This window comes from Mycobacterium sp. H4Y (assembly GCF_000364405.1).
Taxonomy (GTDB): Bacteria; Actinomycetota; Actinomycetes; order Mycobacteriales; family Mycobacteriaceae; genus Mycobacterium; species Mycobacterium intracellulare.
Genome location: NZ_AKIG01000001.1, coordinates 1498625 through 1523421, shown reverse-complemented (window position 1 = coordinate 1523421; position 24797 = coordinate 1498625). Strand labels below are relative to the sequence as shown.

Genomic DNA, 24797 nt, shown 5'->3' with positions numbered 1-24797 from the left:
CATAAGTTTCCCGGGGCACCGGCCGAGGCCCCCTTAGCAAACTCATAGGAACGGCTTGAATCGGCTCAGGCGCCGTCCGCAGATGCACGACTTTCGCGTCGACTCCGCTAGAGGTTGCAGAACGTGCGAGCGGTTTTCCTCGCGATAGGTTTACCGCGACTACAGGGCCACGCCCAGGAGCGCATCGACCGCGGTCGCCACCAAGCGGGGCGCCTCGGCGTCGTGGCCACCGTACTCGAGCGCATCGGTTGACCAACCATCAAGCGCCGCAAGCGCTTTGGGCGTGTCGAGGTCGTCGGCCAGATATTGGCGCACCCGCGCGATCACGTCGGCGGCGTCGGGGCCGGTCGGGAGCGCGGTCGCGGTGCGCCAGCGCTGCAGCCGGGCGACGGCCTCGTCGAGCACCTGCTGGCTCCAGTACCGGTCGCCGCGGTAGTGGCCGGCCAGCAGGCCCAGCCGGATGGCCGCCGCCTCGACGCCTTGGGCGCGCAGCGTCGACACCAGCACCAGGTTGCCTCGGCTCTTGGACATCTTGTGCCCGTCCCAGCCGATCATCCCGGCGTGCACGTAGTGGCGCGCGAATCGCCTTTCGCCGCGGACACATTCGGCGTGCGCGGCGGTGAATTCGTGATGCGGAAAGATCAGGTCGCTGCCCCCGCCCTGAATGTCCAGGCCGCTGCCGATGCGGCTGAGGGCGATCGCCGCGCACTCGACGTGCCAGCCGGGCCGTCCGTCGCCGAACGGCGAGGGCCAGCTGGGCTCCCCGGGCCGCGCCGCCCGCCATAGCAGGGCGTCGAGCTGATCGGTCTTGCCGGGCCGCTGCGGGTCGCCGCCGCGCTCGGAGAACAAGCGCAGCATGGTTTCTCGGTCATAGCCCGACTCGTAGCCGAACTGGGGCGTGGCGTCGGCGCGGTAGTAGATGTCGGGGTATTCGCCCTCGACGACGTAGGCCGCCCCGGACGCCAGCATCTTCTCGACCAGCTCGACGACCTCGGCGATCGCCTCGGTCGCCCCGACGTACTCGCGGGGTGCCAGCATGCGCAGCGCGGTCATGTCCTCACGGAACAGCGACACCTCGCGCTGCGCCAGCTCCCGCCAGTCGATGCCGTCGCGCTCGGCGCGCTCCAGCAGAGGGTCGTCGACGTCGGTGACGTTCTGGACGTAGTGGACGTCGTGGCCGAGATCCAGCCATTGGCGGTAGATGAGATCGAACGCCAGATAGGTTGCGGCGTGGCCCAGGTGGGTCGCGTCGTACGGGGTGATGCCGCAGACGTACATCGTGGCGGTCGACCCGGACGCCACGGGGCGCACCTGCCGGTCAGAGGTGTCATACAGCCGAAGCTCCGGGCCGCGCCCCGCCAATACGGGGACCTGTGGGGAAGACCACGACTGCATGGCAATCAGCCTAAGCGCGTCGACGAAGCGGCCCGCGCAGTGGGCCGCGGAGGAGCCGCGCAATCAGCCCCAGCGCGTCGACGATGCGGCCCGCGCAGTGGGCCGCGGAGGAGGCGCGCAATCAGCACAGCGCGTCGACGAAGCTGCCCGGAATCGCCCACCCTTAGCGCCAGGCGTCGCGGATGGCTCCCAGCAGGATCGGGGCCAGCTCGGCGCGGCACATGACGAAGTCGGGCAGGTACGGGTCGAGCTGGTTGTAGCGCATCGGCGATCCGTCGAGCCGCGAGGCGTGCATCCCGGCGGCCATCACCACCCCGGCCGGGGCGGCCGAGTCCCACTCCCACTGGCCGCCGGCGTGCACGTAGGCGTCGACGTCGCCGTCGATGATGGCCATCGCCTTGGCGCCCGCCGAGCCGATCGCGACCGGCTGAATGGGCAGCGTCTGCCGCATCCGGTGCAGGACCGCCGGGGGCCGGGTGGCGCTGACGGCGATGCGGATGGTGTCGGTGACGCCGGCGCGGGCGGCGCCGGCCGTCACGGTGTCGCTGCGGTAGACGATGTTGCCACGCGCGGGCAATGACACCGCCGCGTCGGTGATCTCGCGTTGGCCATCGCTGGGTCGCTGCCACAGCGCGATGTGGACCGCCCAGTCGTCGCGGCCCGGCGTGGAGAACTCGCGGGTGCCGTCCAGCGGGTCGATGATCCACACCCGGTCGTGCTGCAGCCGGGACAGGTCGTCGTAGGCCTCCTCGCTGAGCACCGCGTCGCCGGGCCGCTCGACGCGCAGCCGCCGCAGGATCAGGTCGTTCGCCAGGCTGTCACCCGCGTCGCCCAGCGCCCAGGGATAGCCGAACCCGACCTCGTCGCGGACCTTGAGCAATAACTCCCCCGCTTCGGCGGCGAGATCGGCGGCCAGCGCGGCATCGGTCATCTCGTCCGACTCGTCGTCGGGGGCATGGCTCACCGGTTCAGTATCGCCGACGCCGTGCCGCGCTTGCGATCACTGCTAAAAAGCCGGCCACGGGATCGGGCGATGCCGGTTGGGTCCCGGCATCACCGGATTGTCCAGCAGCGCGTGCGCGCGCATGCGCAGCGCGGCGATCTCCGCGGACGTGATGTGCTCGGCCAGTTCGTCGCCGAACGAGCCGGTGAGGGCCTCGGCGAGGCCGGCGACGGCCTTGCACGTCTGACTGTCGATCGGCTTGCCGGCCCACCCCCACAGCACGGTCCGCAGCTTGTCCTCCACGTGCAGGCACACACCGTGGTCGACCCCGAAGATGTGGCCGTCGAGGTCGCGCAGGACGTGGCCGCCCTTGCGGTCGGCGTTGTTGACCAGCACGTCGAACACCGCCATCCGCCACAGGCGAATGTCGTCGGCGTGCATCAACACGACCTCGTCGCCGGCGTAGTCGTAGGCGCGCAGCACCGGCAGGTAGCCGGGCTGGGCCTTGCCCGCGGGAAACAGGTCGACCAGATCCGGGCCCGGCCGCGGCTCGGTGTCCACCGTGTCGCCGGGTTGCTGCACCCACTGCTGCAACATGCCCGGGCCCGCCGGCCCGTGGCGAATGATCGTGTAGGGCACGATGTTCCAGCCCAACTGCGCCGACACCAGGTATGCGGCCCGCTCGCGGCCGGCCAGCGTTCCGTCGGGAAAGTCCCATAGCGGCGCCTCGCCGGCGACCGGCTTGTAGACGCAGTGCACCGCGCGCTCGTCGAGCGTCGATTCGCACAGGAAGGTGGCGTTGCTGGCCGAGCGGATCCGTCCGATGACCGTCAGCTCGCCGTTGCGCAACACCTCATGGTCGTCACACCTCGGGGTCATCGTCAGACCCGAGAAGCGCATTGCGCCGATAGCCGTTGGCGCGCGCGCAGATATGTCCCTCCGGGTCCAACGGTTCGTCGCACAGCGGGCACGGCGGACGCCCGGCCGAGATCACCCGGTTGGAGCGGCTGGCGAACTGCCGCGCCGACTCCGGCGTCAGGAACACCCGCACCGCGTCGGGACCCTCCTCGGTGTCGTCGAGCACCACCGACGCATCGAACTCGGCGTCGGTGACGGCCAGCAGCTCGACCACCACGGTCTGGGCCTCCGAATCCCAGCCCAGACCCATGGTCCCGACCCGGAACTCGGCGTCCACGGGCGTGATCAACGGCTTGAGGTCCTCGACCTCGGCGGGCTCGGGCGGAACCGGCGTGCCGAACCGGCGATTCACCTCGAGCAACAGGGCACCGATGCGTTCGGCCAGTACGGCAACCTGCTGCTTTTCCAGGATCACCGACACCACGCGCGCGTCGTGCACCGCCTGGATGTAGAACGTGCGATTTCCGGGCTGGCCAACGGTCCCGGCCACGAAGCGGTCGGGGGTGCGGAAGACGTGAATTGCGCGGGACATGGCACCTCCAAAATACCGGCTGTTGCCGTCGCCGTGCGATCCGATAGTGGTGGCAGTCGAATTAATCCGTCGAACCGCCGACCACGGCGTCGCTGGACGGCGCCCCGGCGGCCGGTGGTGCCTGCGCCTCGCCGTTGGACTGCCCGTCGGTTTCCGCCGTTGCCTCTTCCTTCGGCGGCGGTCCGGCCCGCAGTGCGGCGGCCAGCCGCGCGCCGGTGTGGTTGACGTGCAACACAAACGGGCGCAGTTCGGTGTACCGGATCACACTCACCGACGCCGGGTCGGCGGTGACGCGCTGGAACCCGTCCAGGTGTATGCCGTACGCGTCGGCGATGACCGCCTTGATGACATCACCGTGAGTGCAAGCGACCCACAGCGCGTCGCCACCATGCTCTGAGGCCAGCCGGCGGTCGTGCTCGCGGACGGCGGCCACCGCCCGCGCCTGCACCTGCGCCAGACCCTCGCCACCGGGAAAGACCGCCGCGCTGGGATGGGCCTGCACGACCTTCCACAACGGCTCGCTCACCAGCTCGCCGATCTTGCGGCCGGTCCATTCCCCGTAGTCCACTTCGGCGAGCCGGTCTTCGACGAGCGGCGCGAGACACAGCGCGTCGGCCAGTGGCTCGAGGGTGCGGCGGCAGCGCAACAGCGGCGAGGTGATCAACTCGCGGATCGGCAGATCACCGATCCGGTCGATCAGCGCGGCGGCTTGCTCGCGGCCCTTGTCGTCGAGGTCGACGCCCTCCGAACGACCGGCGAGGATGCCGGCGGTGTTCGAACTGGATCGGCCGTGTCGCAGCAGAATGACGGTCATGTCGACCATGACGCTACCCGGTACGCGGCCCCGCGACCGGAGCTGAGTGGACCGACGCCGGCGACCCGGGCGCCCTACCGGGAAACCGGCTCCGCGTGCGCCACGGAGTCGCGCACCGCCGCGCTCAGGCTGCGCTCGTCGGTGAGATCGATATCGACCAGGCTGCGGACTGCGGTGGCGACCACCTCGTCGGCCTGCGGAACGGGCCCGGCCAGGCGTGGCCGGTAAACTTCCACGACAAGTGATCGGTTCTCGATGTGGAACGAGAAACTTCGCCCATCACCGACTTGTCCGTATCCGCTAGCGAAAATGCCTGTCGACATGTCTTCGACAGCAAACTCTTTCTGCGTCATATGACGGTCAGCGGTGACGGCCATGAGCCGACGATACCTCGCCGGTCCGGCCAGACGCGGGCAGCATGGCCCTGTGGGACCGACCTCGTTCCTTAGAATTTGTGTTCCACCGCCGCACCACGAGGGAAAGCACTTGCTGTCACGACCATGGCGCCACAAGCTGGCAGCTCAAGGCGGTGTGTTGAGCCTCGCGGTTTTGCTCGGTGCGACGGTCGGTTGCTCGTCGAATCCGCTCGCCGGCGCGCCGCGCACCATCGAACCCGCGGCGGCGGCCGTGTCGCCGCCGCCGTCGCAGTCGCCGGCCGGCGCGGTGCGGCCGCTGCCCGCCCATGCCGCCGCGGCGGTGTTCGATGCCGGCACCCGCCGGCTGGCGGTCCTGGCGCCGGGCAGCGACCCGGCAGCGCCGGGCAGCATCACCGTTTTCGGTGAGGCGCAGGCCCCGCCGCGCGTCGTCGACCTGCCGGGGCCGGCCAGCGCGTTGACCGACGACGGCCAGGGCACCGCCTATCTGGCCGCGCGCGGCGGCTACTTCGCGGTCGACCTGTCCACCGGCCACACGGCGCAGGTGAGCGTGAGCGACGCGGCCCAGACCGAGTTCACCGCGGTGGCGCGACGCGCCGACGGCCGGCTCGTGTTGGGCAGCGCCGACGGCGCCGTCTACACCCTCGCCTCCCCCAAGCCGGGCGCGGTGAGCGCCGCGAGCGTCGCCAGTCGCAACAAGGTCTTCGCGCGCGTCGATTGTCTTGTCACACAAGGCGATACGACGGTGGTGCTGGATCGCGGGCAGACGTCGGTGACGACGATCGACGCCGACGGCCACGTCCAGCAGGCCCTGCGTGCCGGCCGGGGCGCCACCACCATGGCCGCCGACGCGCTGGGCCGCGTTCTGGTCGCCGACACCCGCGGCGGTCAGCTGCTGGTCTACGGCGTGGACCCGCTGATCCTGCGGCAGGCCTACCCGGTGTCGCAGGCGCCCTACGGCCTGGCGGGTTCCCGCGCGTTAGCCTGGGTTTCGCAGACCGTTTCCAATATCGTCATTGGTTACGACCTGTCCACCGGAATCCCCGTCGAAAAGGTGCGCTACCCGACCGTGCAGCAACCCAACTCACTGGCCTTCGACGAAGCGTCGGACACCTTGTACGTGGTGTCGGGATCCGGTGCGGGAGTTCAGGTCATCGATCACGCGGCGGGTAGGCGTTGACCGCGGCGCGGCACAGCCGCCTGCCCGCGGGCTGGGACACCGAGATGTCCGACGAATACGAATGGGTGCCGCTGCGCCTACCCCCGGAAGTGACCCGGGTCAGCGCGTCGACCCGATTGTCCATCGAGGCCGAATACCGCGGCTGGGAGTTGACCAGGGTGCGGCTCTACAACGACGGCAGCAGACGAGTGTTGTTGCGCCGCAAGAAGTCTCGCCTGGACGGTACCGGTTACGAGGGGCGGCGGCCCGACCAGCCGCAACTGTGACACCCGACCGGCCACGCGCGGGCGGCCACCGGCTGTACGGCCTGCTGCGGCAGCTGTTTTTCGTGATCCCGCCCGAGCGCATTCACACGCTGGTCTTCGGCTTCCTGCGCGGCGTCACGGCCGTCGCCTGGGCGCGCCGGGCCTTGCGCCGGTTGCTGGGCCCGACCGATCCGGCGCTGGCCAGCACGGTGTTCGGGGTGCGTTTCCCGGGTCCGCTGGGCCTGGCGGCCGGCTTCGACAAGGACGGACTGGGCGTACTCACCTGGGGCGCGCTGGGTTTCGGGCATGCCGAGGTCGGAACCGTCACCGCCCACCCGCAGCCCGGCAACCCGGCCCCCCGCATGTTCCGGCTGCCCGCCGACCGGGCCCTGCTCAACCGGATGGGCTTCAACAACCTCGGCGCCGGCGCGCTCGCGATGCGGCTCGCGCGCCAGCGGCCGGAGGTGCCGATCGGGGTCAACATCGGCAAGACGAAGGCAACGCCGGCCGATCAGGCAGTCGACGACTACCGGGCGAGCGCGCGGCTGGTGGGCCCGCTGGCCTCCTACCTGGTGGTCAACGTCAGCTCGCCGAACACCCCCGGGCTGCGTGACCTGCAGGCGGTCGAGTCGCTGCGGCCCATCCTGTCGGCCGTGCTCGCCGAGACGACCACACCGGTGCTGGTGAAGATCGCGCCGGACCTCTCCGATGCCGACGTGGACGCCATCGCGGACCTGGCGGTCGAGCTGGGCCTGGCCGGCATCGTCGCCACCAACACCACGATCTCGCGGCAGGGTTTGCGGACGCCCGGCGTCGACGAGCTGGGCGCTGGCGGCATCTCCGGGCCGCCGGTGGCGCGCCGCGCGGTCGAGGTCCTGCGCCGGCTCTACGGCCGGGTCGGCGACCGCCTGGTATTGATCAGCGTCGGCGGCATCGAAAACGCCGACGACGCCTGGGAGCGGATCACCGCGGGCGCCTCGCTGCTGCAGGGCTACACCGGCTTCATCTACGGAGGAGGCTTGTGGGCCAAGCAGATTCACGACGGCGTCGCCCGGCGGCTGCACGACGGGGGGTTCGCCTCGCTCAGTGAGGCGGTCGGCGCGGCGGCTCGGGGCTGAGCCTACTTCTGTTCGTAGGTGGCGTGGATGACCGCGCGGGCGATGGCGTGCTGGAACAGGTTGAACCCGAGGAAGGCCGGGCTGGCGTCCTCGGGCAGATCCAGCTTGTCGGTGTCCACGGCGTGCACGGCGATGTAGTAGCGATGCGGGCCGTGCCCGGCCGGCGGCGCGGCGCCGAGGTAGCGGCGCAGCCCGGCATCGTTGACCAGCGTGAGCGCGTCACCGGGCAGGTTGCTGCCGTCGCCGGCGCCCTCGGCCAGCTCGGTGACGTCGGCGGGCAGGTTCGCGACCGCCCAGTGCCAGAACCCGGAGGCCGTCGGCGCGTCGGGGTCATAGACGGTGACGGCGAAACTGCGGGTCCCGTCCGGGAATCCCGACCAGCTCAGCTGGGGGCTGACGTCCTCACCACCGGCGCCCATGATGCCGCTGACCTGGGGCTTGGCCAGGGGCTGACCGTCGGTGACCGATTGCGAGGTCAACGTGAACGTCGGCAGCTTGGGCAGCGATGCGTATGGGTCGGGCGCAGTGCTCATGGCGGTCCTCTCGGGTGATCGGCTTGCGTTCGTCAACTAGCAGTGGGTCAGGAAGTGGGTCAGCACGTCGGTGCCGAACCGCAACGCGTCGATGGGTACCCGTTCATCGACGCCGTGGAACAGCGCGGTGAAATCCAGGTCCGGCGGCAACCGCAGCGGGCTGAAGCCGAAACAGCGAATACCCAAGCGCGCGAAGGATTTCGCGTCGGTACCACCGGAGAGCATATACGGCACGGTGCGGGCGTCCGGGTCGAGCGCCAGCACGGCGGCGTTCATCGCGTCGACGAGGTCACCGTCGAAGCTGGTCTGATAGGACGAGAAGTCCTTGATCCATTCGCGGGTCACGTCCGGCCCGAGCAGCTCGTCGATCTCGGCCTCGAACGCCTCCTTGCGACCGGGCAGGATCCGGCAGTCCACCACCGCCTCGGCGATCGCCGGGACGACGTTGGCCTTGTACCCGGCCTTGAGCATCGTGGGGTTGGCGGTGTCGTGCAGCACGGCCTTGAGCATGCGGGCCATCGGACCCAGCTTCTCGACCGCTCCCCGCAGGTCGCCCGACTCGGTGTCGAAGGTCAGCCCGGTTTCCTCGCTGACGGCCGCGAGGAACTGCGCGACGGTGTCGGTCAGCACCAGCGGAAACTGGTGCCGGCCCAGCCGGGCGACGGCCTCGGCGACGGCCGTGACGGCGTTCTGGTCGTGCACCATCGACCCGTGACCGGCGGGGCCACGGGCGGTGAGCCGCATCCACGACAGCCCCTTTTCGGCCGTCTCGATCAGGTAGAGCCGACGTTCTCCCCCGTCGCGGCGCGGCACGGTCAGCGAGAACCCGCCCACCTCGCCGATCGCCTCGGTGACCCCGTCGAACAGATCCGGCCGGTTGTCGACCAGCCACTGCGCCCCGAAGGTGCCGCCGTGCTCTTCGTCGGCGATGAACGCGAAGACCAGGTCACGCGGGGGGACGATGCCGGCCCGCTTCAACTGCCGGGCCACCACGATCATCATCCCGACCATGTCCTTCATGTCGATCGCCCCGCGGCCCCAGACAAAGCCGTCTTTGACCGCGCCGGAGAACGGGTGCACGCTCCACTCGGTGGGCTCGGCCGGCACCACGTCGAGGTGCCCGTGGATGAGCAGGCCACCACGCGAGGGGTCGGCGCCGGGCAGGCGGACGAAGACGTTGCCGCGGCCGGGGGCGCCGGATTCGACATACTGGGGGGCGTAGCCGACCTCGGCGAGCTGCTCGGCGACCCATTGGGCGCACTCGGCCTCGCCCTTGGTGGTCTCGGGTTCGCCGGTGTTGGTGGTGTCGAACCGGATCAGCTTGCTGACCACCTCGACGACGTCGTCACTCGGGTTGGTCGGCTCCTCGGTCGCCCCGCTCTGAATGGTCACAACCCCCTTTCCTACCATTGCCGCGGCCGGACGGCCCGATGCCGAGCATCGCGGCGTCACGAGGAGTCGGATTGGGTTCGCGGCAGGCAATCCGATAGCCTTAGCTGCCAACCCATGCTGGTTTGGCCTTGTCCGAGTGGCGGAATGGCAGACGCGCTAGCTTGAGGTGCTAGTGCCCTACTAATGGGCGTGGGGGTTCAAGTCCCCCCTCGGACACATCCGGCGACACGACTCAAGTCGGCCGTCGCCTTGACTCGTCGCAGATGGGGATCGTAATCAAGACGCAGACCCAGGCTCGCGTACACCTGAGCGCGTTCCGCCCCGGTTGCCTCACCAAGCACCGCTGACAGCCCGCCCAACTCCTCGACCAACTCGCTAATCTGTGCAGCAGACATGGCGCGGGGTCTCTCGGCTCGTTCAAGAAGGGCCATCAGCTCGTCGCGCTCGGCGGTGCGACGGCGCAATGCAGCGGTCAAGTCCTCAACGGCCACACCAGACTCTACTGCGGTAATCAAAGCAGCAACCTTGCCATTCGCCTCGCTGAGCTGGCGCTGCAAGGCGGCGTAGCCAGCTCCCGCTGCCGGGTCCACCTCCTGCCCGCGCGCCAGGTCTTCCGGATCGGCCAGGCTGGCGATCCATTCGTCGAGTCGAGGTGTCACGGCGTCCTCGCGGAGGTAGACCGTACGCGGGTGATCAGTCAGTTCCGCAGGTACAGAACGCGACCTACCTAGCTCACAACGGTAGAGGATCCGGGTTGCTCGCTTCCCCACTCGAGCAGCGCCCTGCATCCGCCGTCCACATACGGCGCAGTACAGCATCCCGCGAAGCGCGTACGGCACCGCCGATTCTCTGCTGCAGACGAGACCGGGACCACGCCGCGCCTGCGTACGAAGACGAACAGCCTGAGCCAAATCGTCAGGGATCAGCGCTTCGTGTGTGCGGCGGTCCGGTGCGATCCAGTCTGCCTGATCACGCCAGCGCATACGCGTCTCATACCCGGCAGCGACGTCGTCAGGGTTTACCAGGACCTCGTATTTCTCCTGCTTGCCCCAAACGCGGACACCGAGATATGTCGGGTTGTCAAGTATGGCGCGGATCGCCGAATGAGACCAACCTCGCGGGTCACGGTGACGATTCCGCGCCGGGTCATACTGGCTCGGCGACGGCACACCATCGTCGGTGAGCCGTTGCGCAATGTAGCGCAGGCCCGCTCCGTCGGCGTACATGCGGTAGATCCGCTCGACGACCGACGATGTCGCGGGGTCAGGTTCGAGGCGGTGAAGCCGCTGCCCAAGATTTGCCTTGGCAAGGTTTGGGTGCGAGCCGGCATCGACGAGCCGGTAACCGTACGGCGGTCGACCACCGAGATATCTGGCCGTGTCCTGCGCAAGTGCCGACATCGCCGTACGGACACGCATCTGGATGCGGGCGCGCTCTCCCTTGCTCATGCCGCCGAAAAGAGTCATCACTAAGTCATGCGCCTCGGAGCCGGGATCGACCGCTCCGCCAACCTCCGGCACCCACAGGCCCACTCCGTAGTGCGTGAGCACCGGGAAAGTAAGCGCGAACTGCGGCCCATAGAACGCACGGGCAGGTTCCCCGATCACTACGGCGTCGAAGCTACGGTCACTACAAGCGACATCTGCAAGGAGCCGTGACGCCTCTGGCCTGCGCTTCCATGGCAGCGAACGGCTCTGTCCCACATCGAAGTAGTCAGCGGTGAGGACTCCGCCGTGCGGAGTGATCAGGTCCATGGCACGCCGCTTCTGCCAGCTGCGGCTCGCCTCCGGGTCTTGAGCGTCCTCCGTGCTCACTCGGCCATAGAAGGCGAACCTCAGGCTCATGCCACTCCCCTCCCTGATCCAAGCATCCGGTCCCGCACAGCCATTATGACGTGTACCAGCGCGCGGTTGGCCTCGCGCGGAATTCGGTAGTGGTCGGCGACGTCAACTTCAACACCCTCCTCTGACAGGGTCGGCGCATCGAGTCGAGCGTCGCACTCGGAGCGAGAATGTGCTGTTCGGGAGTTGTCAGTCATCGGGTCCCCCTGGCAGATCCGATTGTTCGTCGCGGGCTTGGCGACGGGCCTCTACCAGTCCGATGCGGCGGGTGTCGATACGTTGGAGGGCGGCAGAGTAGACGAGGGTGCGGTCGCCGGAGGTGGCGTGTCCTGCACGGTCGAACTCCCACCCCACCTGGTCACTTTGCTCGGCTAGATCGAGTGGTGAATAGTGTTGTGGTGAACAGTTTTTGGCGACTTGTTCTCGAATCCAGGTGGCGCGGATGGCGCGTAGCGCGCCCATGGTGACCGAGTAGCGGCGGGATTTGGTGGTGACGTGTCCTCGGTAGCCCAGGGTGTGTAGCCAACGCCCGATCCCTGCCAAGGCATCGATACCGAGGGTGTGGGCTTGGTCTGCCAGGTGGGCGATGGTGGTCAGGATCGCCCGGATGTGGTCGGTGACGTTCAGGTCCTCGATGGCTTCAGCGGATAGGCGGCGGGCAGCGACACCGAAGTCTTGTAGGGATTTCGTGACGTATTTGGCTAGGTATCCGGCGACTCGGCGCGGCGACGTCCGACTCATGGCGATGTGTGTATCTGATTCTGTTGGGACCGCGTGGTTTTGGGTTCCCAGTGGTTGGGTATCGATCTGCCTGCCGAACCGGACCACCAGTGGCGCAGTGTCGTGAGACTTGTTGGGATTGTCGGATTGGCGGTTGGTGTCGGGGTGCAGGACGTCGAGAGTGACGGTGCGGGCGGCGTGCTGGATAAGGGCGGCGAGTTCGGCGGCAGTTATCGGCGGCTCCCAGACAGGGCCGGTTGCCGAACGGGGCTCCCCACCACCACATGTGGCGGCGGGGCCGTGATCGCTCTGGTCACGTGAGCCGGCGGTGGCGGTACCGGCGTGGCCTTCGGGGGGATCGAGGCGGATGAGGGCGTGAATGTGGGGGATCGCACGGGCCTGCATTTCGACGACCTTGACAAAACTGGCTTTCACCGAGCCAGGTGCAATGCCAGCAGCTTTGAGGTGTTTGGCGAGATTGCGTCGTAGGGCGATGGTGAAACGCCGCCATAGTTCGGGCAGGTGCCAGGTAAACAGGACGTGCCCGAGGTAGTCGTAGCACTCGGCGCACAGCGGTTGCCCGACCGCGGGGTCGGTGCGATCATGGATGATGCGGCACCACATGGGTTTTCCGTGTGGGCATTGCTTGTGGCCACCCATCATACGGTGGTCACGGCAGACGCTGCCTGTGCTGCCATGGACAGGACCGAAGCTGGGCGCGGTCAACGTGGCGAATACCTGGGGACGGTCGGCCACGGCGGGGGTGATGTTGTGGCGGCCTCCAGTGGTTCCTGCGGCGACGAGTTGCCAAGTGTCGCGGGCGTACAGGTCTGAGCAGGAGGGGCAGACGGTGGCACGGCGGTTGTTGCACCGCACCCACACGATTCTTTCGCGGCCGAACTCGTCAGTACCGGTGAGTTGGATCGGGTTGGCGCAGAAACCGACTGATCCGGCGCGCCGCCACCAGGTGTCGAATCCCGGCGAGCAGGCACGGCGCATCATTTCGGTGACCACGCGATGGTGGTCGATGTCGGCGGGAAGACCCGGCAGCGTGATTGCCGGGCACCCTGCTTCGTGGACGGCGCTCACTGGTGCCCCGAACGGTTGCCGCTGTCGCCGTCTGTGCCGGTGGTGTTCTCGCTGTCGGCCTCCCTAGCCTGGGATGAGCGTGTGCGCCGCGCGGGGAAGGCGCGCACCAGATAAGCGATATCGGCATCGGTTACCCAGAACGCGCGCATGCGGACCGGGTGGGCGGTGCCATCGATCATCATGTAGCCGACCCCGCGTGTGCCGTCGGGGATTAGATCGCATTCGGCCCCGGCATCGCGGGCACCCTGGCCCAGGACCATGGCCGTTTGCGATGCCTCGGTCAGGCGCAACCCGATCCGCACCGTGAACAGCTGCCGCACGGGCAGGGTGTCTTTGGACGGATCCTGCACCGCCGCCACCACCGAGATACCCACCGCGCGGCCCTGCGAGAGCAGCAGCCCTAGCAGTTGTTCGATTTCGGTCTTGATCTTGCGGTCGGTGACGTAGGCGGTCAGCGCCGCGATCTCATCGATGACGACCACGAACAACGGATCGGCCGTGGTCGGTGTGTGTAGGCGGGCGTGCCCGCGTAGCCGGTTGGCGCGTTCATGCATCAGCATGACCAACGCACGGAGCAGTTCCAGGGTTTGGCCGGTGACGTCATGGGCAAAGAACGAAAACATCGACGCACCGGGACCGAGTTCCATGCCGCCCTTGGGGTCGATCACGCACAACCGGACGCGCCCGCTCTTCACGTCCGGGGCTAGACCGGCGATCAGTGACCACAACACACTGCCCTTACCCGCACCGGTGGCCCCAGCCACCAGCACGTGATGCCCGAGGATCGGCAGCCGCCACACGCCCCGGTTCTCGGTGACTCCGACGCCGATGGCCAACAAGTTCACCGTCGCACCAGGTTCGGGCATGGGCAGGGCGACGGGTTCCGCGAGCACGTCGCCGCGCATGATCGTGATCCGGATTTCACCGGGTGCTGTGGCGGTGATGGTGATCCGGTCGGCCGTCCACGCGGCAGCCAACGCGTCGGCTTGGCGCTGCCAGTGGCTGATCGATTGACCGGTCACCACCCGCACCGCAAGTATGTCGGTGAAGTCGCCGATATACACCCCAAGTAGTGCTGGAATGAGTTGGCGGTCAACGAGTTTGGTGGTCAACCCGTGCAGGCTGCAGACGTGTTCCCAGCGGCGCCGGTAGCGCCACCAGGTCTGCGCATAGTGGGTGGGCGGGTCGATCACCCACCGCTGCAGACTATTCTCGTCGACGAATCCCCACAGCGTGTACAGGGCGATGAAACCTACGAGCGTGAGGAATCCGGCGTTCAGGCCCTGCCAGCACGCCACGCCGACCGCGACAGCGACCGGGGCACCGAGCAACGGGAACTGTGCACCCCACCACAGCAGCCGCCCGGCCGCTACCAGGATTGACCAGATAAGTTCACCGACCCAATCCTCACCAGAGGATTGGGTGTTGTTCTTGTTGTTTGTGTTCGACACGACTACTTCTGCCTTTCGTGAAAAAGAATGCGGGAGTCGGGAAACCACCCCGGCAGCGCTCAAAGCCAACGTGAGCAGTTAGTGGCTGCCGGGATGGTTCCCTGGCGGTTACGGGCGCGGCGTGGAACCCGGCTTGCCGCCCTCGGCGGTGGTGATCGTCTCAGCACGGAACGCGATACCGCTGCGGCCGTCCTGCGACCACGGCAGTGCCACCAAACCAGTCACCGATACCTGCTGGCCCACAGCGACTTTCGGAGCACCAGGCACGGTCACCGACAACACGTCCCCGCCATCGACGTCCAGCGCCATCAACTGCACCGTATGCAGCACCGCGCCGGTGGCCTTATCGATTTTGGGCTGCCCGGTGCCGAAATCGGTCCGCGGCTCGGGGTTTTTCGTGCAGATAAACGACACCGCAGTGGTGTCAATTTTGAGTTTCATCTGTTCTGTCCTTTCCGATCGTTGTCACCGACGTGTGGTGACTGGATCTAGGACAGCGCGATGGGCGAAGCGTCGATAGCGGCAGCTAGGAACAGCAAGGAACACTGCGAACGCGCACATATGCCCGGACCTGCGGCGTTGTTCATGCATGATCGTTGTATGGCCTTGACCGACCCTGCTCGCCGCCAGAGCGGACTACAGGTTCATCAAGCGCGCGAGGACGCCAAGATGAGTCTGAACGATCTGGCGGCCAGAGTCGAGACGGTCCGCAAGCAGCGCGGCGACACACCACCGGAGCGGGCTACGTTGCGCCAGCAGATCGTTCGGATCGAAGGCGGCGGCAGCGCGGGGCCGATGTGGCGTGGCGACCTCGCCGAAGCGTTAGGCCTCGATCCTGCCGAGCTGTTCGGGCTGACAGTCGAAACCAGTCTGCCGCGCCCACTTCTGCTGCAGCTTCCGGTTGACCGTGATGTCCTGACCGTGATCGCTGACCAGCGCCAAGTCCATATCCAGGCCGAACATACCTTCGGTCCTGACTACGCCCAACCGCTGGTGGAACGCGATTTGCAGACCGTGGAAGCGCTCATCAAATCCACGCCCGCTGAGCTGCGCACCCAGGTACGTGAGGTAGCGGGAACCATCGCCGAAGTCGCCGGCTGGATAGCGCAAGACCTCGGGGACCACCCCAAAGCGCGGGAACTGACCGATCGAGCCACCGATCACCTGCGGGCCGCCGCCCCTGACCTGCGCGCCATGGTGTGGATGCGCAAATCCAACATCATCGCTAGCCAGGACCCCGACCTGGCGGTCGAACTTGCCGCCGATGCCGCACGATTGATCGACGGCCACGAGGTAGGACGGCTGCAAGCCAGCATCGCCCGTCAACAGGCCCTCGCTGCGATCGCCAACGAGGACAAACGCGGGTTCTTGCGTCACGCCGCGCATGCGCTCGAACTCGGCGATATCGAACCCGCCGCCGGTGATCGCGCCACCTACGCCCACGCTGGATTCGTCGCCAGCGATATCGCCTCGGGATACTTGGAACTCGGCCAGCCACAGCAGGCCGTCGAGCTGCTCACCCGGCACCGACCGTCCTGGACCTCCCATCAGCATCGTGACCGGGCCGTCGCCGACATCCGGCTGCTACACGCTCTCGTTGTGATCCGCGAGTATCAACTCGCCTGCGCCCACGCCGCCGAAGCCCTGCGCGGTTACTTGGCCGCGCCGTCCCAACGCGCACGGCGACACCTTGCCAGCTGCGCGACCCTCCTGCGTGATCGGCGCCGACACGACAAAAGCCCACTGCTGCAACAACTTTTCGGACAGATCAAGGACGCAACCGAAGGAATCGCCCCATGACCGATACCGTCATCCCCAATATCACCGCGGCCAGCGACCACACCCGAGCCGATCTTGCGGTCCTGCCGGTCGGCTCGTTCGAGCAGCACGGCCCCTACCTGCCACTTGGCACCGACACCCTAATTGCCGTCGCCATTGCAACCTCAATCAGCGCACATCACAACATTTTTCAGCTTCCGCCCCTAACTTTCAGCTGCTCCCACGAGCACGCCGAATTCGCCGGAACCCTCAGCATCACAGCCACCACCCTGGCTGCTGTTGTCGGCGACATTGCCCACTCCCTCGCCGAGCAACATGTCCGCGGGCTAATGATCGTCAACGCCCATGGCGGCAACGCTGTCCTGACCAACGTTGTCCAGCAAGCCAACCACCCCGGCGCACGGATCCGACTCGGCCTATACCCCAGCCGTGACGACTGGACCGAAGCCCGCGAAGCCGCCGACATCACCAGCAGCAACCATGACGACATGCACGCCGGTGAACTCGAAACTTCGATACTGCTGGCGGCCTACCCCGAATATCTGCGCGACGGCTGGGCTGGTGCCAACCACACCGCCGACGACCGCCGCTACCTGACCACCCTCGGCATCGCCGCCTATACCGACAGCGGTGTCATCGGTTACCCGAGCCGCGCCACCGCCACCAAGGGCAGAAAAACCCTCGACCACCTAGGACGCAGCGCCGAAACCCTCCTGAACATCCTCACCGCACCGCAATAGCCGACCAAGCCAGGGGCGGCGGCTACCGTCCGCTTGGCCGCTCCCGTCCGCCGCCGCCCAACAAACCGGCGAGCGCCACCCAAGGAACCCAAAAACCGGCTCTGGCCTGCGGTGTGAGAAGTCTCTGTCAGGAGGATCACCGCACGGTCCGCGCCGAACGGGAGCGCCGCTGACGGTCGTCGGCCGCCGATTCCTATGCCGGAATGGCGAGCAGACGGAACTGTAAGGCCGACTTGGTGAGAATTTTCCTTACTGCTATTAAAGAACTACCGGCGTTTCCGCGGCCTCGCGAAGCGGGGCGTCGGTAGGGTCCGCGTCCGAACCGGTGCGGTCTGACTCATTTCTTTACCGGCCGCGAGCAGTGTGGCGTGCCTGCAATCGTCAGATCCGTCGACCGTGCCTGGTTCGGCGCGGAACCGCCGGACGGAATGACCTGATAGGAGCGCGACCAAGCATCCCGTAGCAGTATCGTCCCCGCCCGACGGCTTCGCCCTTTCACCCCATCCAGGAAATCCCGGTCACAGGAAGGCCGCAATGCAATCCACCATCGCCGCATCCACCCAACCACAGGTCACCGTCGGTGTCGACACGCACAAGCAGTTCCACGTCGCCCACGCCGCCGATCAGCTGGGCCGTCCGCTGGGCAGCCACCGCATGGCAGCCAGCACCGCCGGGTACCGTCAATTCGTGTCCTGGGCTCACGGGCTGGGCCAGCTCGTCATCGTCGGTATCGAAGGCCCCGGCCACTACGGCGCGGGCCTGGCCCGCTACCTGCGCGCCGAGGGCATCGCGGTCACCGAGGTCGGCCGCCCCAAACGGCAGCGCCGGGCACGCTACGGCAAATCCGACGACACCGATGCGGCCGGAGCCGCCGCGATCGTGTTGGCCGGCGAAGCCCTCGGCGACCCCAAGTCCGCCGACGGTGCTGCCGAAATGGTGCGGGTGCTGCGGGTGGCCCGTACCAGTGCGGTGCGCGCCCGCGCCAAGGCCTACACCGCCCTGCAGGACCTTTTGGTCACCGCTCCCGCAGCGCTGCGTGAACAGCTGGCCGGCCTCTACAAAAAGCGTCTCATCCAGGCCTGCAAACAGTTGTCTGAGTCCGAAACGCCAAGCAGTCCAACCGATGCCATCACGATGGCGATCAAATCACTGGCGGCGCGCTGCGAGCAACTCGACGTCGAAGCCGCCCGGCTCAAACACCACATCGACACCATCACCGCCACCGCCGCACCGCAGTTGCGCGCCGTCTACGGTGTTGGCCCCGACACCGCCGCCACGCTGCTGGCAGCGATCGGCGACAACCACGATCGGATCACCAGCGACGGCGCCTTCGCTAAACTCTGCGGAGTCAGCCCGCTGCAGGCCTCCAGCGGCAAAACCGTCCGACACCGACTCAACCGCGGCGGCAACCGTGATGCCAACCGGGCGCTGCATGTCATCCTGGTCGTGCGGCTGCGCCGCCACCAACCCACCCGTGACTACATGGCGCGGCGCCTCGCCGAAGGGAAAACCAAAAATGAGGTCATGCGCTGTCTCAAGCGCTACCTCGCCCGCGAAATCTTCCACGCCCTCCAACCGTCAAGAAAGGCAACAAAAATCGTTGCCTGAACATAGGAGCATCTGCTATCGAGCTTGCTCCGCGATGTGGCATCGCTGTTGACGATTTCCAGCGCGTCGTCACGTAAGGGGTAGATCAGCTCCTCGACGGTTGCTTCCTGCGGTGGCAGCGGTGGATCGACCCGTAGAACCTCATGCTGATTGGGAAGTCACCGCTGGGTCTCCGTCTTCCCATAGCAGCAGTTGGCGAACGGCGGGACGTGGTCCGTAGGGCCGAAGCATTTGGCTGGCTGGACGCGGGCGTACCCGTTGGGGCCACCAGAACCAGCGCCCGAGAAGTGTGGCGATGGACGGGGTCATGAACGATCGCACGATCAGCGTGTCGAACAGCAGACCTAGACCGATGGTGGTCCCCACCTGGCCAAGAATCACCAGCGAGCTGAACATGAAGGAGGCCATGGTGGCGGCGAACACTAGGCCCGCAGAGGTTACCACCGAGCCGGAGCCGGCCATCGCCCGGATAATGCCGGTCTTTAATCCAGCGTGAATTTCTTCTTTGAACCTCGAGATCAGCAGCAGGTTGTAGTCGGATCCCACCGCCAAGAGGATGATGACAGACAGCGCAAGCACCACCCAGTAGAGTTTGATGCCCAAAAGGTCTTGCCAGACCAGTACCGACAGCCCGAACGAGGTGCCCAGCGAAAGTGCCACCGTGCCCACGATGACCACCGCGGCCACCAGGCTTCGGGTGATGAACAGCATGATCAGCAATATCAGGCTCAGCGCGGCCAGACCGGCGATCATGAGATCGTAATTGGCCATGTCGTGGATGTCTTTGTAGGTTGCCGCGGTGCCGGCGAGGTAGATGTGGGCGTCCGCCAGGGGGGTGCCCTTCACAGCCTCGTGGGCTGCTTTCTTGATCGGATCGACATGCGAGATACCCTCGGGGGTCGCGGGATCGCCTTCATGGGAGACGATCATGCGGGCGGCCTTGCCGTCGGGGGAGAGGAATAGTTTCAGACCTCTTTTGAACTCGGGGTTGTCGAAAGCCTCCGGCGGTAAGTAGAAGGAATCGTCATTTTTGGCGGCGTCATACGCTTGTCCCAGGGCAGTCGCGTTGTCAGTCGAGGCCCGCGTTTGGGCGTTGATCCCGAAGTTGGTGGCGTAGCTGGACAGCGTCAGTTCCAGATTTTTCTCCTGGTCGGCGATCTGCGGCGGTAGCAGCGTGAGCAGTTGCTGCTGGCCGGCATCCAATTTATCCAACGATGCGGTGAGGTTTTGAAACTGTTCGCTGAGCTTGTCGATACCGTCGAGTGCGTCAAAGACGTTTCTGAGCGCAGAACAGACGGGGATATCGTAGCAGTGCCTTTCCCAATAAAAATAGCTGCGAATCGGCCGGAAGAAGTCGTCGAAATTCGCGATCTTATCGCGCAGGTCATTGGTCGTTGCGATCGTGTCGTGAAAGTTCTGGGTCTCGGCGTGGGTAGCGGCGGCGAGCTCCTTCTGCAGGGCGTACTGCCGGTTCAAAATGTTGATCGTATTTCTCAGCAGGTCGGCCTGCTTCAACAGATCTTCCGCGCGTTCTTTCTGGTAATGCAGGTTCTGGATCTGGCCGACGTTTCCCGCGCTGATCTGGAAAGCTAGCGAGGTGTGATCGATCGGGGTTCCCAACGGCCTGGTCATGGACTGAACCCGGGCGATACCGGGAGTGTGAAAGACCGCCTTGGCTACCCGCTCCAGGTTGATCATATCGGCCGGGTCGCGCAGATCATGATCGGCCTCGATCATCAGCAGTTCGGGATTTAGCCGGGCTGGAGAAAAATGCCGTTCCGCCGCCGCATACCCGACCTTTGCCGGAACCGATGAGGGCATATAGGCCTTAGCGTCGTAACTGGTTTGATACCCCGATAAGGCGAGCAGACCGACCAAGGCGACCCCACACGTCACCACCAGTATGGGCCCGGGCCAGCGCACGATGGCCGTGCCGATGCGCCGCCACACCCGGGTCCTCATCGCGCGCTTGGGGTCTAAGAAGCCAAAAAAACTGGCCACGGTCAGCACGGCCGGGGCCAACGTGAGCGCGGCTGCAACCGCGGTCAGCATGCCCACCACGCCGGGAATGCCCATGCTTTGAAAATAGGGCGACCGGGTAAAGCCCAGACAAAACACCGCGCCGGCAATAGTCAGTCCCGACCCCAAGATAACGTGGGCCGTCCCGTGCGACATCGTATAGTAGGCTGCTTCGCGATCCTCGCCCGCTTGCCGGGCCTCGTGATAACGGCCGACGACAAATATCGCGTAGTCCGTCCCGGCGGCGATGGCCAGCAATGTGAGAATATTGACCGAGAACGTCGAAAGTTCGATGATCCCGTAGTTTCCAAGGACGGCGACGATTCCGCGGGCGCAGGCCACCTCGATCAAAACCACCGCCAGCACCAGCGCGACGGTGACGACAGACCGGTACAGCGAAAACAACATGACCAAGATCACCAGGCCCGTGATCAGGGTGACCTTCAGAAGACTTTTCTGGCCCGCGCTGAACTGATCCGAGATCACCGGCCCCAGGCCGGTCACGTAGGCCTTGACCCCGGGTGGTGGCGGCGTATGGTCCACGATGGCACGCACGGCGTTGACAGACTCGGTCGCCAAGCTCTGGCCTTGGTTGCCGGACAAATACACTTGCACGTAGGCGGCCTTGCCGTCGTTGCTTTGCGAGCCCGCCGCCGTCAGCGGATCCCCCCAAAAGTCCTGGACGTGCTGGACGTGCTTGATATCGGCTTCGAGCTTGCGGACCACGGTGGCGTAAAACCGGTGGGCGTCATCGCCCAGCGGCTTATCGCCCTCCAGAAGGACCATCGCCGAATTGTCGGAATCGAACTCGTGAAAGAGTTTGCCCATGCGTTTCATCGCCTGCAGCGACGGCGCATCATTGGAGCTCATCCCCACCGTGTGCGCTTCTGCAACCGCCTCCAAGTTGGGCACGGCAATATTGGTGACGGCAGCCAGCGCCAGCCAGAGCAGCACGAGCGGCACCGAAAGCCGGCGGATGGTGTGCGCCAAGAAAGACCGTCGGCCGTCATGGTCGCTCATGCGGACTTCACCAGGCAGAAGGTATAGGCGTTCACTTCGTTAAAGATTCTCTCGTCCTTGACCTCGCCGTCCACGGTGATGCGGCAGCCAAGGGGATTGCTGTCGCCCTGTGCCATCAGGTTGGCAAAGGCCCCGGGCTGTGTCGTGATCATGGTCAACGACCACGGCAGGGTCGCGTCGAGGACTTGCTGGGGCTGTACATTGATGTCCAAGTAGTTGATGGTTGCCACCTTCCCGGGTTCGCCGAAGACCTCAAGGGTGATGCGTTTAGGGTTGAAAGGCTCGATTTCTTCCGAGACGGCACCGGTAGCCGACGTGCCTTTGTGCGCCCCGAAGGCACCATGCAGTCGGAAGACGCCGAACCCCGCGACCGCGACCACGACCACGGCGACCAGCATCATCCAGCCGCGCCTGACCAGGCGGCTAACTGAAATACCCTTCACCCGTTGGCCTTTCGATGACCGGTGACACATCTTCCTGCGCGTCACGCGGGGATCGATCGGCTATGACGGTACGGTACGGGGCCGGACATCACAAGAGACGCACACCGTACACATTGGCCGGGCGCGCGATGACCGACCACCCTATCCGGCGGGCCGGGTCAGGCTGGGGATGATGACGTCGTCGACGAGGGCCGACACGGTCTGACGGGTGGGCGCCCGGGTGGAGATGATGGACCGGAAGATGAGGTAGCCGGGCAGCAGATCCCAGAGTTCGTCGCTGATGGCGGCCTCCCCGATCTCACCGCGGTCGACCGCCCGCTGCAGGACGTGGCGGATCAAGCCTTTCCGCTGCTCGATGAACTGGCGCTGCATGACATCGTTGAGAACCCGGTTGCGCGACACTTCGACGAGCACCGCGCGGATGGTGCTGGCGTGCTGGCACGCCTCCTGGCATACCACCTCGCCCAGTCGCACCAGATCGCCCCGCAATGTGCCGGTCTCGGGCGCAACCGCGACCTGGCGGATGCCCTCGATGAACGCCGCCAACACCAATTCGGCTTTCGACGGCCAGCGCCGATACACGGTGGCCTTGCTGGCTCGGGCGGTCGCTGCGACCGCGTCCACCGTCAACCGGTCATACCCATGCTCCTGCAGCAGCTGCAACGTCACCGCCAGCAACTCGGTCTCCCTGGGCGACCACGGTGACAACTCCGTTGTCGCGCGATCAGCAATAGTCACAGCCACCACAATAGAACCGTCGGGGCAGCACCGGCCAGTAACCTACCGTTGTGCTCACGCCGGTTCATCGATGTCGCGGCCGGTGGCCAGGTCAGCACAGTCGACGTCCTCGACATCGGCGCGGCTGCGCAGGCAAGCACCCGCCGCTGTCCCCCGACACCGCCACCAGCACACCGGCCCAGTGCTGACGCGCAAGCACGACGGAGCGACCCGGCTGGTCACCGAAATCGGGAGGCCCAGGCCACGTCGCGGACCGGGGCGACCACGGCGGCCGCGACGTCGAGGTCATCGTCCAATCCGGGTCTACAACGCAGACTCCCAGGTCAATAGCCCCTCTTGCTCGAAGACTCGAGATAACGAAGTTCGGCGACCTCACTCACCCGGACCTGTTCCCAGCCCTTCTCAATGGTGAGTTCCCGTGTCGCCCTCAAGACCTGCTCGCGCATATGTCGGCGAAACGACATCCGCACCGATTCAGTTGGCATACGAGCAGAATAGGTGGCGAACTGGGATCCCCCGCGCAGCCTGACGACAGGCGTCAAACGGTGCAGTCGAGAAAGTCGACGACCGCCGTTGAGAATGCGTCGTTGTTGTCGCCAGCAACCATGTGGCCCGCGCCCGACACGTCAACGGTTTGCGCGTGGGGAACCAGGGTGAGGAAATCCTTCACTGTCTCTTCGGAGACCATGTCTGATAGAAGGCCGCGGACCAGCAGCGTCGGCGCGGACACCTGTCGCGCGCCATCGACAAGGAATGCGCTCATCATCTCGAACTCCTCTGCGCCGTCGTCTAAATCACCCTGCAGGAACTGAAAATTCGACGTCACAAACGCCGGATCCCATCGCCAGGCCCAGCGACCATCTCCACGTCGCCGGAGGACTTGTTGGAGGCCGTCGACGTTTTCGGGGCGAGGGCGGTGCGGGTTGTAGGCGGCGATCACGTCAGCGGCCGACTCTAAGCTGTCGAAACCTTCGGGATGGGCCGACATGAACGCTACGACTCGTCGGGCGCCGTGCATCTCCATTCGCGGAGTGATGTCAACCAGGACGATGGCCTGCCATAGCTCCGGCGGGGCGAGCAAGTGCGTGCCGAGGATGGTCAAACCGCCCAACGATGCCCCGATCGCGGCAACTGGGCGGGCGGAGCCGGCGTACGCGCGCACGGCCAACAGGTCGGACCCCAGCCGTTCGATGTCATAGCGTCCGTCCGGATCCCAGTCGCTGTCACCATGTCCCCTTGCGTCGTAGGCGGCAACGGTGTAGCCCCGCTGATGCAATCGTTGGGCGGTGACATCCCAGGCGTGCCGGCTCTGACCACCGCCGTGAAGGAGCAACACGACCGCCCGCGGTCCGTCACAGCGGTAGAAGTCGACCGCCAGCGAGAGCCCATCCACCGTGGGCACGCGCTCGACGACAGGAGCGGACGAATCATGTGCTCTGTTTGCAGACATCAAGAGATGGCCTTCGGTGCGACGACGGTGACGGTGCCCTGCGCCGCACACACCGCTCTGCCGTCGTTGCAGATGTCGATACGTGCCACACCGCTGGTTCTGCCCAGCGAGATGATCTCAGCCGTGGCTACACAGGTTCCGCTGGAGACTGGACGAAGCAAATTCAGTTTGAACTCCGTCGTCGCGACCCAGGATCCCATCGGAATCACGGGATAAAACACCACTCCAAGGCAATGGTCGACCATGGCCGACAAGCAGCCGCCATGCAAGTTGCCGAAAGGCGTCTTCAGGTCGTCGCGTGCGTCCATCTCCGCGACGAGCCGTCCAGCAGTGAATTCAGTGTGCCGGAAGCCGAAGTAACCGGCCAACCCGCCCGTGGTTTCTGCTGCGCTCTGCAGTTGTTCAGCGACCTGCTGGTTGAACGTGGTGAACTGCACAGACATGTCCGGCCTCCT

The 24797-nt window shown here is 66.1% G+C and carries 23 protein-coding genes, 1 tRNA gene and 1 pseudogene; 7 read left to right on the top strand and 18 right to left on the bottom strand.

The window, feature by feature from the left end:
• Nucleotides 1-159 precede the first annotated feature (159 nt).
• The 6 genes from mshC to W7U_RS06795 form a co-directional block, all read right to left on the bottom strand.
• Nucleotides 160-1395: a cysteine--1-D-myo-inosityl 2-amino-2-deoxy-alpha-D-glucopyranoside ligase gene (gene mshC / locus W7U_RS06820; RefSeq protein WP_008256229.1), complete on the bottom strand. Its 1236-nt coding sequence runs from the start codon at nt 1393-1395 to the stop codon at nt 160-162.
• A gap of 163 nt (nt 1396-1558) precedes the next feature.
• Nucleotides 1559-2326, bottom strand: coding sequence for an inositol monophosphatase family protein (locus tag W7U_RS06815; protein WP_085976493.1), 768 nt, complete (start codon nt 2324-2326; stop codon nt 1559-1561).
• Nucleotides 2327-2401: 75 nt separating this feature from the next.
• Complete coding sequence (locus W7U_RS06810; protein WP_263646723.1) at nt 2402-3217, bottom strand: SCO1664 family protein; 816 nt, start codon at nt 3215-3217, stop codon at nt 2402-2404.
• Entirely contained in the window at nt 3201-3788 is a 588-nt protein-coding gene (locus W7U_RS06805; RefSeq protein WP_008256222.1) for a DUF3090 domain-containing protein, read from the bottom strand. Before W7U_RS06805 ends, W7U_RS06810 begins: the two co-directional genes overlap by 17 nt.
• Before the next feature lie 61 nt (nt 3789-3849).
• Entirely contained in the window at nt 3850-4602 is a 753-nt protein-coding gene (locus tag W7U_RS06800; protein WP_008256220.1) for a histidine phosphatase family protein, read from the bottom strand.
• 74 nt (nt 4603-4676) lie between these two features.
• On the bottom strand, nt 4677-4979 hold the full coding sequence (locus tag W7U_RS06795; protein WP_008256218.1) for a hypothetical protein: 303 nt from the start codon (nt 4977-4979) through the stop codon (nt 4677-4679).
• 136 nt (nt 4980-5115) lie between these two features.
• On the opposite strand from W7U_RS06795, the gene W7U_RS06790 reads away from it, so the two are divergent.
• From W7U_RS06790 to W7U_RS06780, 3 genes are read left to right on the top strand one after another with little or no spacing between them, the layout of a single operon-like run.
• Entirely contained in the window at nt 5116-6156 is a 1041-nt protein-coding gene (locus W7U_RS06790) for a hypothetical protein (RefSeq protein ID WP_225336872.1), read from the top strand.
• The gene (locus W7U_RS06785; protein ID WP_008256210.1) at nt 6153-6422 is read left to right on the top strand and encodes a DUF5703 family protein; all 270 of its coding nucleotides are present in this window, start codon (nt 6153-6155) and stop codon (nt 6420-6422) included. Before W7U_RS06790 ends, W7U_RS06785 begins: the two co-directional genes overlap by 4 nt.
• 32 nt (nt 6423-6454) lie before the next feature.
• Nucleotides 6455-7519: a quinone-dependent dihydroorotate dehydrogenase gene (locus W7U_RS06780; protein WP_162130210.1), complete on the top strand. Its 1065-nt coding sequence runs from the start codon at nt 6455-6457 to the stop codon at nt 7517-7519.
• A gap of 2 nt (nt 7520-7521) precedes the next feature.
• Here the strand turns inward: W7U_RS06780 and W7U_RS06775 are convergent, their stop codons facing one another.
• Nucleotides 7522-8052, bottom strand: a complete 531-nt coding sequence (locus W7U_RS06775) for a YbhB/YbcL family Raf kinase inhibitor-like protein (protein WP_008256205.1) — start codon at nt 8050-8052, stop codon at nt 7522-7524.
• A gap of 36 nt (nt 8053-8088) precedes the next feature.
• Nucleotides 8089-9444 carry a M20/M25/M40 family metallo-hydrolase gene (locus W7U_RS06770; protein WP_008256203.1) on the bottom strand — a complete coding sequence of 452 codons (1356 nt, stop codon included), beginning with the start codon at nt 9442-9444 and terminating at the stop codon, nt 8089-8091.
• Nucleotides 9445-9574: 130 nt separating this feature from the next.
• Between W7U_RS06770 and W7U_RS06765 the strand changes: the two genes are divergently transcribed.
• Nucleotides 9575-9660 (top strand) — tRNA-Leu (locus tag W7U_RS06765).
• Here W7U_RS06765 and W7U_RS25075 read toward each other — a convergent pair.
• The 4 genes from W7U_RS25075 to W7U_RS06750 all read right to left on the bottom strand — a co-directional run bounded on the left by W7U_RS25075 (nt 9642) and on the right by W7U_RS06750 (nt 14986).
• Nucleotides 9642-11288: a recombinase family protein gene (locus W7U_RS25075; protein ID WP_008256202.1), complete on the bottom strand. Its 1647-nt coding sequence runs from the start codon at nt 11286-11288 to the stop codon at nt 9642-9644. The genes W7U_RS06765 and W7U_RS25075 overlap by 19 nt on opposite strands.
• A gap of 186 nt (nt 11289-11474) precedes the next feature.
• Nucleotides 11475-13094 carry a replication initiator gene (locus tag W7U_RS06760; protein WP_008256201.1) on the bottom strand — a complete coding sequence of 540 codons (1620 nt, stop codon included), beginning with the start codon at nt 13092-13094 and terminating at the stop codon, nt 11475-11477.
• On the bottom strand, nt 13091-14545 hold the full coding sequence (locus W7U_RS06755; RefSeq protein ID WP_008256200.1) for an FtsK/SpoIIIE domain-containing protein: 1455 nt from the start codon (nt 14543-14545) through the stop codon (nt 13091-13093). The genes W7U_RS06760 and W7U_RS06755 overlap by 4 nt, the downstream gene beginning before the upstream one ends.
• Before the next feature lie 108 nt (nt 14546-14653).
• Nucleotides 14654-14986 carry a hypothetical protein gene (locus W7U_RS06750; RefSeq protein WP_008256199.1) on the bottom strand — a complete coding sequence of 111 codons (333 nt, stop codon included), beginning with the start codon at nt 14984-14986 and terminating at the stop codon, nt 14654-14656.
• A 159-nt stretch (nt 14987-15145) separates the two neighbouring features.
• Between W7U_RS06750 and W7U_RS06745 the strand changes: the two genes are divergently transcribed.
• From W7U_RS06745 to W7U_RS06735, 3 genes are all read left to right on the top strand, one after another.
• Nucleotides 15146-16345 carry a hypothetical protein gene (locus tag W7U_RS06745; protein ID WP_036428824.1) on the top strand — a complete coding sequence of 400 codons (1200 nt, stop codon included), beginning with the start codon at nt 15146-15148 and terminating at the stop codon, nt 16343-16345.
• Nucleotides 16342-17064 (top strand): creatininase family protein, encoded by a 723-nt coding sequence (locus W7U_RS06740; protein ID WP_008256197.1) that lies wholly within the window; start codon nt 16342-16344, stop codon nt 17062-17064. Before W7U_RS06745 ends, W7U_RS06740 begins: the two co-directional genes overlap by 4 nt.
• A 534-nt stretch (nt 17065-17598) precedes the next feature.
• Nucleotides 17599-18672 carry an IS110 family transposase gene (locus W7U_RS06735; RefSeq protein ID WP_008256196.1) on the top strand — a complete coding sequence of 358 codons (1074 nt, stop codon included), beginning with the start codon at nt 17599-17601 and terminating at the stop codon, nt 18670-18672.
• 141 nt (nt 18673-18813) lie between these two features.
• Here the strand turns inward: W7U_RS06735 and W7U_RS06730 are convergent, their stop codons facing one another.
• From W7U_RS06730 to W7U_RS06710, 6 genes and pseudogenes are all read right to left on the bottom strand, one after another.
• Nucleotides 18814-21711, bottom strand: coding sequence for an MMPL family transporter (locus tag W7U_RS06730; protein ID WP_008256192.1), 2898 nt, complete (start codon nt 21709-21711; stop codon nt 18814-18816).
• Entirely contained in the window at nt 21708-22154 is a 447-nt protein-coding gene (locus W7U_RS06725; RefSeq protein WP_193375020.1) for an MmpS family transport accessory protein, read from the bottom strand. Before W7U_RS06725 ends, W7U_RS06730 begins: the two co-directional genes overlap by 4 nt.
• A gap of 141 nt (nt 22155-22295) precedes the next feature.
• The gene (locus tag W7U_RS06720; RefSeq protein ID WP_081490095.1) at nt 22296-22904 is read right to left on the bottom strand and encodes a TetR/AcrR family transcriptional regulator; all 609 of its coding nucleotides are present in this window, start codon (nt 22902-22904) and stop codon (nt 22296-22298) included.
• Between the two features lie 350 nt (nt 22905-23254).
• Nucleotides 23255-23377 (bottom strand): annotated as a pseudogene (locus tag W7U_RS26710) (TetR/AcrR family transcriptional regulator); the annotation flags it as partial.
• A gap of 53 nt (nt 23378-23430) precedes the next feature.
• Nucleotides 23431-24342 (bottom strand): alpha/beta hydrolase, encoded by a 912-nt coding sequence (locus W7U_RS06715; protein ID WP_008256185.1) that lies wholly within the window; start codon nt 24340-24342, stop codon nt 23431-23433.
• On the bottom strand, nt 24342-24779 hold the full coding sequence (locus tag W7U_RS06710) for a PaaI family thioesterase (protein WP_008256182.1): 438 nt from the start codon (nt 24777-24779) through the stop codon (nt 24342-24344). The genes W7U_RS06715 and W7U_RS06710 overlap by 1 nt, the downstream gene beginning before the upstream one ends.
• Nucleotides 24780-24797: the final 18 nt, after the last annotated feature.

Coding starts and splice junctions, on each gene's coding strand:
- mshC (WP_008256229.1), bottom strand. CDS start 1,395: ATGCAGTCGTGGTCTTCCCCACAGGTCCCCGTATTGGCGGGGCGCGGC.
- W7U_RS06815 (WP_085976493.1), bottom strand. CDS start 2,326: ATGACCGATGCCGCGCTGGCCGCCGATCTCGCCGCCGAAGCGGGGGAG.
- W7U_RS06810 (WP_263646723.1), bottom strand. CDS start 3,217: ATGACCCCGAGGTGTGACGACCATGAGGTGTTGCGCAACGGCGAGCTG.
- W7U_RS06805 (WP_008256222.1), bottom strand. CDS start 3,788: ATGTCCCGCGCAATTCACGTCTTCCGCACCCCCGACCGCTTCGTGGCC.
- W7U_RS06800 (WP_008256220.1), bottom strand. CDS start 4,602: ATGACCGTCATTCTGCTGCGACACGGCCGATCCAGTTCGAACACCGCC.
- W7U_RS06795 (WP_008256218.1), bottom strand. CDS start 4,979: ATGGCCGTCACCGCTGACCGTCATATGACGCAGAAAGAGTTTGCTGTC.
- W7U_RS06775 (WP_008256205.1), bottom strand. CDS start 8,052: ATGAGCACTGCGCCCGACCCATACGCATCGCTGCCCAAGCTGCCGACG.
- W7U_RS25075 (WP_008256202.1), bottom strand. CDS start 11,288: ATGAGCCTGAGGTTCGCCTTCTATGGCCGAGTGAGCACGGAGGACGCT.
- W7U_RS06750 (WP_008256199.1), bottom strand. CDS start 14,986: ATGAAACTCAAAATTGACACCACTGCGGTGTCGTTTATCTGCACGAAA.
- W7U_RS06745 (WP_036428824.1), top strand. CDS start 15,146: ATGGCCTTGACCGACCCTGCTCGCCGCCAGAGCGGACTACAGGTTCAT.
- W7U_RS06740 (WP_008256197.1), top strand. CDS start 16,342: ATGACCGATACCGTCATCCCCAATATCACCGCGGCCAGCGACCACACC.
- W7U_RS06735 (WP_008256196.1), top strand. CDS start 17,599: ATGCAATCCACCATCGCCGCATCCACCCAACCACAGGTCACCGTCGGT.
- W7U_RS06730 (WP_008256192.1), bottom strand. CDS start 21,711: ATGAGCGACCATGACGGCCGACGGTCTTTCTTGGCGCACACCATCCGC.
- W7U_RS06715 (WP_008256185.1), bottom strand. CDS start 24,342: ATGTCTGCAAACAGAGCACATGATTCGTCCGCTCCTGTCGTCGAGCGC.